Origin of the sequence: Pseudomonas sp. NPDC089406, from assembly GCF_044900265.1 — a bacterium.
Lineage (GTDB): Bacteria > Pseudomonadota > Gammaproteobacteria > Pseudomonadales > Pseudomonadaceae > Aquipseudomonas > Aquipseudomonas fakonensis.
This window is the reverse complement of the sequence record NZ_JBJDNC010000064.1, coordinates 1-6876: the sequence shown is the minus strand read 5'-3', so window position 1 is coordinate 6876 and position 6876 is coordinate 1. Positions and strand designations below refer to the sequence as shown.

The window sequence follows — 6876 nt, the reverse complement described above, 5'->3', positions numbered from 1 at the left end:
CGCGCCCCCCCCCCCCCCCCCCCCCCCCCCCCACCCCCGCCCCCCCCCCCCCCCCCCCCCCCCCCCCCCCCCCCCCCCCCCCCCCCCCCCCCCCCCCCCGCTCCTACAGGGGAGCGTGCCAACGGTTCATGAAACTTGTTTCATCGCTGTTTTATTTACTTAGCCTGCTAACAAATTCTATAAAGGAGGCCTGCGACACAGTGCCGCAGCCAACCCTAGCAGTGGAGTTAAGCGATGACTGTCAAAGTAACCGAACGCGACGAATCGAAAATGTCCCACGAAGGCCTGGCCGCTGGTGTGCGGATCTGGGACGTGCATCAGCAAGGCCAACTGGTGGGCATGTTCCACGACGAGCAGCAGGCCCAGCAGTACCGCACCGAGCTGGAAACCCTGGAAAACCAGCGCAGCACGCAATGACACAGTCTTCTTGTAAAAAACCCCGCCTAGGCGGGGTTTTTCGTGTTTACCACATCAGATCATCCGGGATCTTGTAGGCCGCGTACGGGTCGTCGGCTTCGTCGGCTTGCTCGACATGGGTGTTGAGCAGCAGGATGCGGTTGGGGTCGCGCTCCTGGATCTTCACCGCCGCCTCGCGCGGGATCACCTCGTAGCCGCCGCCATGGGCGACGATGGCCAGCGCGCCGTTGCTCAGCTTGCTGCGCATCAGGGCGTTGACGGCGATGCGCTTGACCTTCTTGTCCTCTACGAAGTTGTAGTAGTCCTCGGTGGTCAGCTTGGGCAGGCGGGTCGCCTCGATCAATTGCTTGATCTGCGCGGCGCGGGCCTTTTGCTCGGCCTTTTCCTGGACCTGGCGGTTCAGCTCCTGGTCCTTTTTGGCTTTTTCGGCAATGGCTTCTTTGGCCAGGCGCTGCTGGCTGTCGTCCACTTCCACCTGGCCTTTGTGTTCCAGGCGTTTTTGTTTCTTCTCGGCCTTGTTGGTCTGGGAAACCTGTTTCTGGTTGACCAGGCCGGCTTTGAGCAGTTGGTCGCGAAGGGAAAGGCTCATGGGTGTTCACTCACTTATGCATCGGCTCAGCCGCAGCTGGGCAGGTTCTTTTCCTGACGCTTGGCCTCGCCCCACAGGGCGTCCAGCTCGTCGAGGGTACGATCTTGGATGTTCAGGCCCTGCTCGCGCAATGCCTGTTCGATAAATCGGAAACGCTGCTCGAACTTGCGGTTGGCACGGCGCAGGGCGTTTTCCGGGTCGTGCTTGAGGTGGCGGGCCAGGTTGACGGTGGCGAACAGCAGGTCGCCGAGCTCGTCTTCCAGGGCATCGCTGTCGCCGTCGGCCATCGCCTGCAGCACTTCGTCGAGCTCTTCACGCACCTTGTCCAGCACCGGCAGCGCCTCGGGCCAGTCGAAACCGACCGTGGCCGCGCGCTTTTGCAGTTTGGCGGCGCGGGACAGTGCAGGCAATGCCGCAGGTACATCGTCAAGCAGCGACAGCTGTTCGGGGTCGCTGTTTTCGGCGCGTTCTTCGGCCTTGATCTCTTCCCAGCGGGATTTGACCTGGGCTTCGCTCAGCGCCGGGGTGTCCAGCGGCGCGTACAGCTCGCCGGTGGGGAAGACGTGGGGGTGACGGCGGATCAGCTTGCGGGTGATCGAATCGACCACGCCTGCGAACTCGAAACGCCCCTCCTCCCGGGCCAGCTGGCTGTAGTAGACCACCTGGAACAGCAAGTCGCCCAGTTCACCCTGCAAGTGGGCGAAGTCGCCGCGCTCGATGGTGTCGGCCACCTCGTAGGCTTCTTCGAGGGTGTGCTGGACGATGCTGGCGTAGTCCTGCTTCAAGTCCCACGGGCAGCCGTGCTGCGGGTCGCGCAGGCGGGCCATGAGGTGCAGGAGGTCGTCGAGGGAGTAGGTCATTTACATAGGTCCTTCGCCAGCGCCTGCTTCGCGGGCAAGCCCGCTCCCACAGGGTCAGTGACCAACCTGTGGGAGCGGGCTTGCCCGCGAAGCAGCCACTTCATTCTCAAGGGGTGCGGTTACGCCGCGTCTCGATGATGTTGGGCAACTGCGAGATGCGCCCCAGCAGGCGGCCGAGGGCATCCAGGCCGGGGATTTCGATGGTCAGCGACATCAACGCGGTGTTGTCTTCCTTGTTCGAGCGGGTGTTGACCGCCAGCACGTTGATCTTTTCGTTGAGCAGCACCTGCGACACGTCGCGCAGCAGCCCCGGGCGGTCGTAGGCACGAATGACGATGTCCACCGGGTAGGTTTGCACCGGGATCGGCCCCCAGCTGACCTGGATGATGCGCTCCGGCTCCTTGCCGGCCAGTTGCAGCACCGAGGCGCAGTCCTGGCGGTGAATGCTCACGCCACGGCCCTGGGTGATGTAGCCGACGATCGCATCGCCCGGCAACGGCTGGCAGCAGCCGGCCATCTGCGTGAGCAGGTTGCCGACGCCCTGGATCTGGATATCGCTGCGCTTGCCCGAACGGATGCCACGGGCCTGGCGCGGAATCAGCTCGACCTGCTCGAGGCGCTCGGGCTCGAGCAACTGCTGGGCGGCGTTGACCATGTGCGCCAGGCGCAGGTCGCCGGCGCCCAGGGCGGCGAACATGTCCTCGGCGGTCTTGACGTTGGCTTTTTCGGCCAGGCGCTCGAAGTCGACCTGGGGCAGGCCCAGGCGGCTCAGTTCGCGCTCGATCAGGGTTTTGCCGGCGGCGACGTTCTGGTCGCGGGCCTGCAGCTTGAACCAGTGGACGATCTTGGCCCGGGCCCGCGAGGTGGTGACGTAGCCCAGGTTGGAGTTCAGCCAGTCGCGGCTGGGGCTGCCGTGCTTGCTGGTGATGATCTCCACCTGCTCGCCGGTCTGCAGGCTGTAGTTCAGCGGCACGATGCGCCCGTTGATCTTGGCACCCCGGCAGTTGTGGCCGATCTCGGTGTGCACGCGGTAGGCAAAGTCCAGCGGCGTGGCGCCCTTGGGCAGGTCGATGGCATGGCCGTCGGGGGTAAACACATAGACCCGGTCGGGCTCGATATCCACCCGCAGCTGTTCGGCCAGGCCGCCGATGTCGCCCAGTTCTTCATGCCACTCGAGCACCTGGCGCAGCCAGGAAATCTTCTCTTCGTAGTGGTTGGAGCTGGGCTTGACGTCGGTGCCCTTGTAGCGCCAGTGCGCGCACACGCCAAGCTCGGCTTCCTCGTGCATGGCGTGGGTACGGATCTGCACTTCCAGCACCTTGCCCTCAGGGCCGATCACCGCAGTGTGCAGCGAGCGGTAGCCGTTCTCCTTGGGGTTGGCGATGTAGTCGTCGAATTCTTTGGGGATGTGCCGCCACAGGGTGTGCACGATACCCAGGGCGGTGTAGCAGTCGCGCACCTCGGGCACCAGCACGCGCACCGCGCGCACGTCGTAGATCTGGCTGAATTCCAGGCCCTTGCGCTGCATCTTGCGCCAGATCGAATAGATGTGTTTTGCCCGGCCGCTGATATCGGCCTTCACACCTGTAGCCAGCAGCTCGTTCTGCAACTGGTTCATCACGTCGCTGATGAAGCGCTCGCGGTCCAGCCGGCGCTCGTGCAGCAGCTTGGCGATCTGCTTGTACTGGTCGGGCTCGAGGTAGCGGAACGAGAGGTCTTCGAGCTCCCACTTGATATGGCCGATTCCGAGGCGGTGGGCCAGTGGCGCGTAGATGTCGGCCACTTCGCGGGCCACGCGCAGGCGTTTTTCGTCATCGGCAGCCTTGACTGCGCGGATGGCGCAAGTGCGCTCGGCGAGCTTGATCAGCGCCACGCGCACGTCGTCGACCATGGCCACCAGCATCTTGCGCAGGTTCTCGACCTGCGCCTGGGAGCCCAGCACCAGCGACTGGCGCGGGCTCAGGCTGGCGCTGATGGCGGCCATGCGCAGCACGCCGTCGATCAACTTGGAGACCACCGGGCCGAAGCGCTGGCCGACTTCGGCGAGGGTGACCTTGCCTTCGCGCACCGAGCGGTAGATGACCGCCGCGACCAACGAATCCTGGTCGAGCTTGAGGTCGGCAAGAATCTCGGCGATTTCAAGGCCGGCCTGAAAACTGGAAGTACCATCGGCCCAGGAATGCTTGGCCGGGTTACCCTTTTTCTCGACTTCCTGGGCGAACTCGCAGGCATCTTTCAATGCCGTGCGATCGAGCTGCGAATCGACGCTCACCACATGATCGAGCCATGCTTCGAGATTGATACTGCCGTCGTTGTTGACCGGCTGGTGCACTCTCACCTGTACCATCTTTGTTTTACCTTTCCATACAACGCACCACAGGGGTGCGCTGGTTATCACCTGTACGGCCCTCAGTCCTTGAAGGCTGCACCAAGAAGGCTGACCCGGTCAGCCTGCTTCGAATAACGCCATGGCCTCGACATGCGCCGTCTGAGGAAACATGTCGAGAATCCCGGCCCTTTTTAACCGGTACCCCTGCCCTGCCAGCACCTGCGCGTCTCGCGCCAGCGTGGCCGGGTTGCACGATACGTAGACCAGCCGTTTTGCGCCGAGCCCGTGGATGCCTTGCACCACTTCAAAGGCCCCGTCGCGTGGTGGGTCCAAGAGTACCGCAGAAAAGCCTTCGGCGACCCATCCAGCGCCCGCCAAAGGCTGCGATAAATCGGCCTGAAAAAACCGTGCGTTATGCACATGGTTGTTCCGGGCATTGTCCGCTGCGCGCTCGACCATGGCCTGCACGCCTTCCACCGCCACCACCTCGCGGGCCTGGCGGGCCAGCGGCAGGGCGAAGTTGCCTAGGCCGCAGAACAAGTCCAGCACCCGCTCATCGGCCTGTGGCGCCAGCCAGCTCAACGCCTGCTGGATCATCAGGGTGTTGACCTGGGCATTGACCTGGACGAAATCGCCCGGCCGCCAGGCCAGCTCCAGCCCCCAGGGCTCGAGCGTAAAGCCCAGCTTGGCCGCGGCATCCACCGGCGCCGGTTGGCCCTCGCCCTGCAGCCACAGCTGCGCGTTGGCCTGCTCGCAGAATGCCTTGAGGCGCGCCAGGTCGTCCTCGGGCAGCGGCGCCACATGGCGCACCAGCAATGCTTCAGCGGTGCCACTGAACAGCTCTACATGGCCCAGCGCCTGGGGTTTGCCCAGGCTGCGCAGCACGGTCGGCAAGTGGCGCAGAATCGACTGCAAGTGTTGTACCAGCACTGCGCAATCGTCGATGGCGATGATGTCTTGGCTGGCCTCGGCACGGAAGCCGACTTCCAGCTGGCGGGCCTTCACATCCCAGCGCACGGCTACCCGCGCGCGGCGGCGGTAGCCGAACTCAGGCCCACTCAGCGGGGCGGACCATTCTTCCGGTTGCAAGCCGGCCACCCGTTGCAGTTGCTCGGCCAGCAAGCGCTGCTTGAGTGCCAGCTGGCCTTCGTGGGGCAGGTGCTGCAGGTTGCAGCCGCCGCAGCGGTCATAGTGCTTGCAGGGGGCCTCGCGGCGTTCGGGGCTGGCCTGGAACACGCGCTCCAGGCGCGCCTCGACCACCTTGCCGCGGGCGCCGAGCACCCGCGCCTCGACCTCTTCACCGCCCAGGGCGCCGCTGACGAACCAGGTGCGGCCTTCAATGAAGGCGATGCCGCGGCCATCACCGCTCAGGCGCTCGATCTGCAGGCGTTGCTTCTTGCCCACGGGCACTTGTGCGGTACGGTTGCCGCCGGCTGGCTGGAAGCGCAGGCCGCTGTTGCTTTTCTTTCTGGACATCAGGTGGGGTCGAACAGGCCGGTGGACAGGTAACGGTCGCCGCGATCGCAGATGATTGCGACCATCACGGCGTTCTCGACTTCGCGGGACAGGCGCAGCATGCCTGCCACCGCACCGCCGGACGACACGCCGCAGAAGATGCCTTCTTCGCGAGCCAGACGGCGGGTGGTGTCTTCGGCTTCCTGCTGGGACATGTCGAGCACGCGGTCGACGCGGGTGGCGTCGAAGATCTTCGGCAGGTATTGCTCGGGCCAGCGGCGGATGCCGGGGATGGCCGAGCCTTCCATCGGCTGCAGGCCGACGATCTGCACCGCAGGGTTTTGCTCTTTGAGGTATTGCGAGCAGCCCATGATGGTACCGGTGGTGCCCATGGAGCTGACGAAATGGGTGATGCTGCCTTGGGTCTGCTGCCAGATTTCCGGGCCGGTGCTGTTGTAGTGGGCGATGGGGTTGTCGCCGTTGGCGAACTGATCGAGCACCAGGCCACGGCCTTCGGCCTGGAGTTTTTCCGCCAGGTCGCGGGCGCCTTCCATGCCTTCTTCCTTGGTCACCAGGATCAACTCGGCGCCGTAGGCGGTCATGGCCGCCTTGCGTTCGGCGGTGGAGTTGTCGGGCATGATCAGGATCATCTTGTAGCCCTTGATCGCCGCGGCCATGGCCAGGGCGATGCCGGTGTTGCCGGAGGTCGCTTCGATGAGGGTGTCACCGGGCTTGATCTGGCCGCGCAGTTCGGCGCGGGTGATCATCGACAGCGCCGGGCGGTCCTTGACCGAGCCGGCCGGGTTGTTGCCTTCGAGCTTGAGCAGCAAGGTGTTGCTGGTTGCCCCGGCGATGCGCTGCAGGCGAACCAGAGGCGTGTTGCCGACGCAATCGGCGATGGTTGGGTACTGCAGGGTCATGGGCGTTTTCGCAATCCGGACGGCAGGGGGGGCTATCATACCGGCATTCGTTGTCAGGCCATATCTCGCAATGGTTGGTCGTTATAGCGGGTGGGTATAAGGGTGGGGGTTGGGGGATTTTTTGGGGATCGGGTTCGGGTCTTATGGTCATCCATTTCAAGGTGTCGGTGTCAGGGCCTCCAGGTGCTCGCCACAACCCTTGTAGCGCCTATGAGATCGAGCGCCGCCCGCGCGGCGCATCGCGACACAAGGCCGCTCCTACATCTGTTTCGGGCCAGTTATGCCTGTGAAAGTATCGGCGCCTGC

At 64.4% G+C, this 6876-nt stretch carries 6 protein-coding genes; 1 reads left to right on the top strand and 5 read right to left on the bottom strand.

The window, feature by feature from the left end:
* Nucleotides 1–234: 234 nt before the first annotated feature.
* Nucleotides 235–417 (top strand): hypothetical protein, encoded by a 183-nt coding sequence (locus ACI2KK_RS27360; protein ID WP_217888095.1) that lies wholly within the window; start codon nucleotides 235–237, stop codon nucleotides 415–417.
* A 46-nt stretch (nucleotides 418–463) separates the two neighbouring features.
* Here ACI2KK_RS27360 and ACI2KK_RS27355 read toward each other — a convergent pair whose 3' ends face one another.
* The 5 genes from ACI2KK_RS27355 to cysM all read right to left on the bottom strand — a co-directional run bounded on the left by ACI2KK_RS27355 (nucleotide 464) and on the right by cysM (nucleotide 6570).
* Nucleotides 464–1006 (bottom strand): DUF2058 domain-containing protein, encoded by a 543-nt coding sequence (locus ACI2KK_RS27355; protein WP_217842193.1) that lies wholly within the window; start codon nucleotides 1004–1006, stop codon nucleotides 464–466.
* 26 nt (nucleotides 1007–1032) lie between these two features.
* Nucleotides 1033–1866 carry a nucleoside triphosphate pyrophosphohydrolase gene (mazG, locus tag ACI2KK_RS27350; RefSeq protein ID WP_404671407.1) on the bottom strand — a complete coding sequence of 278 codons (834 nt, stop codon included), beginning with the start codon at nucleotides 1864–1866 and terminating at the stop codon, nucleotides 1033–1035.
* A 106-nt stretch (nucleotides 1867–1972) separates the two neighbouring features.
* Nucleotides 1973–4213: a GTP diphosphokinase gene (gene relA / locus ACI2KK_RS27345; protein ID WP_217842191.1), complete on the bottom strand. Its 2241-nt coding sequence runs from the start codon at nucleotides 4211–4213 to the stop codon at nucleotides 1973–1975.
* A 99-nt stretch (nucleotides 4214–4312) separates the two neighbouring features.
* Nucleotides 4313–5671, bottom strand: coding sequence for a 23S rRNA (uracil(1939)-C(5))-methyltransferase RlmD (gene rlmD, locus ACI2KK_RS27340; protein WP_404671406.1), 1359 nt, complete (start codon nucleotides 5669–5671; stop codon nucleotides 4313–4315).
* Entirely contained in the window at nucleotides 5671–6570 is a 900-nt protein-coding gene (cysM, locus tag ACI2KK_RS27335; RefSeq protein WP_404671405.1) for a cysteine synthase CysM, read from the bottom strand. Before cysM ends, rlmD begins: the two co-directional genes overlap by 1 nt.
* Nucleotides 6571–6876 lie beyond the last annotated feature (306 nt).

Excerpts from the sequence above, each read along its gene's own strand:
- mazG (WP_404671407.1), bottom strand. The coding sequence starts at position 1,866 with ATGACCTACTCCCTCGACGACCTCCTGCACCTCATGGCCCGCCTGCGC.
- cysM (WP_404671405.1), bottom strand. The coding sequence starts at position 6,570 with ATGACCCTGCAGTACCCAACCATCGCCGATTGCGTCGGCAACACGCCT.
- ACI2KK_RS27355 (WP_217842193.1), bottom strand. The coding sequence starts at position 1,006 with ATGAGCCTTTCCCTTCGCGACCAACTGCTCAAAGCCGGCCTGGTCAAC.
- relA (WP_217842191.1), bottom strand. The coding sequence starts at position 4,213 with ATGGTACAGGTGAGAGTGCACCAGCCGGTCAACAACGACGGCAGTATC.
- rlmD (WP_404671406.1), bottom strand. The coding sequence starts at position 5,671 with ATGTCCAGAAAGAAAAGCAACAGCGGCCTGCGCTTCCAGCCAGCCGGC.
- ACI2KK_RS27360 (WP_217888095.1), top strand. The coding sequence starts at position 235 with ATGACTGTCAAAGTAACCGAACGCGACGAATCGAAAATGTCCCACGAA.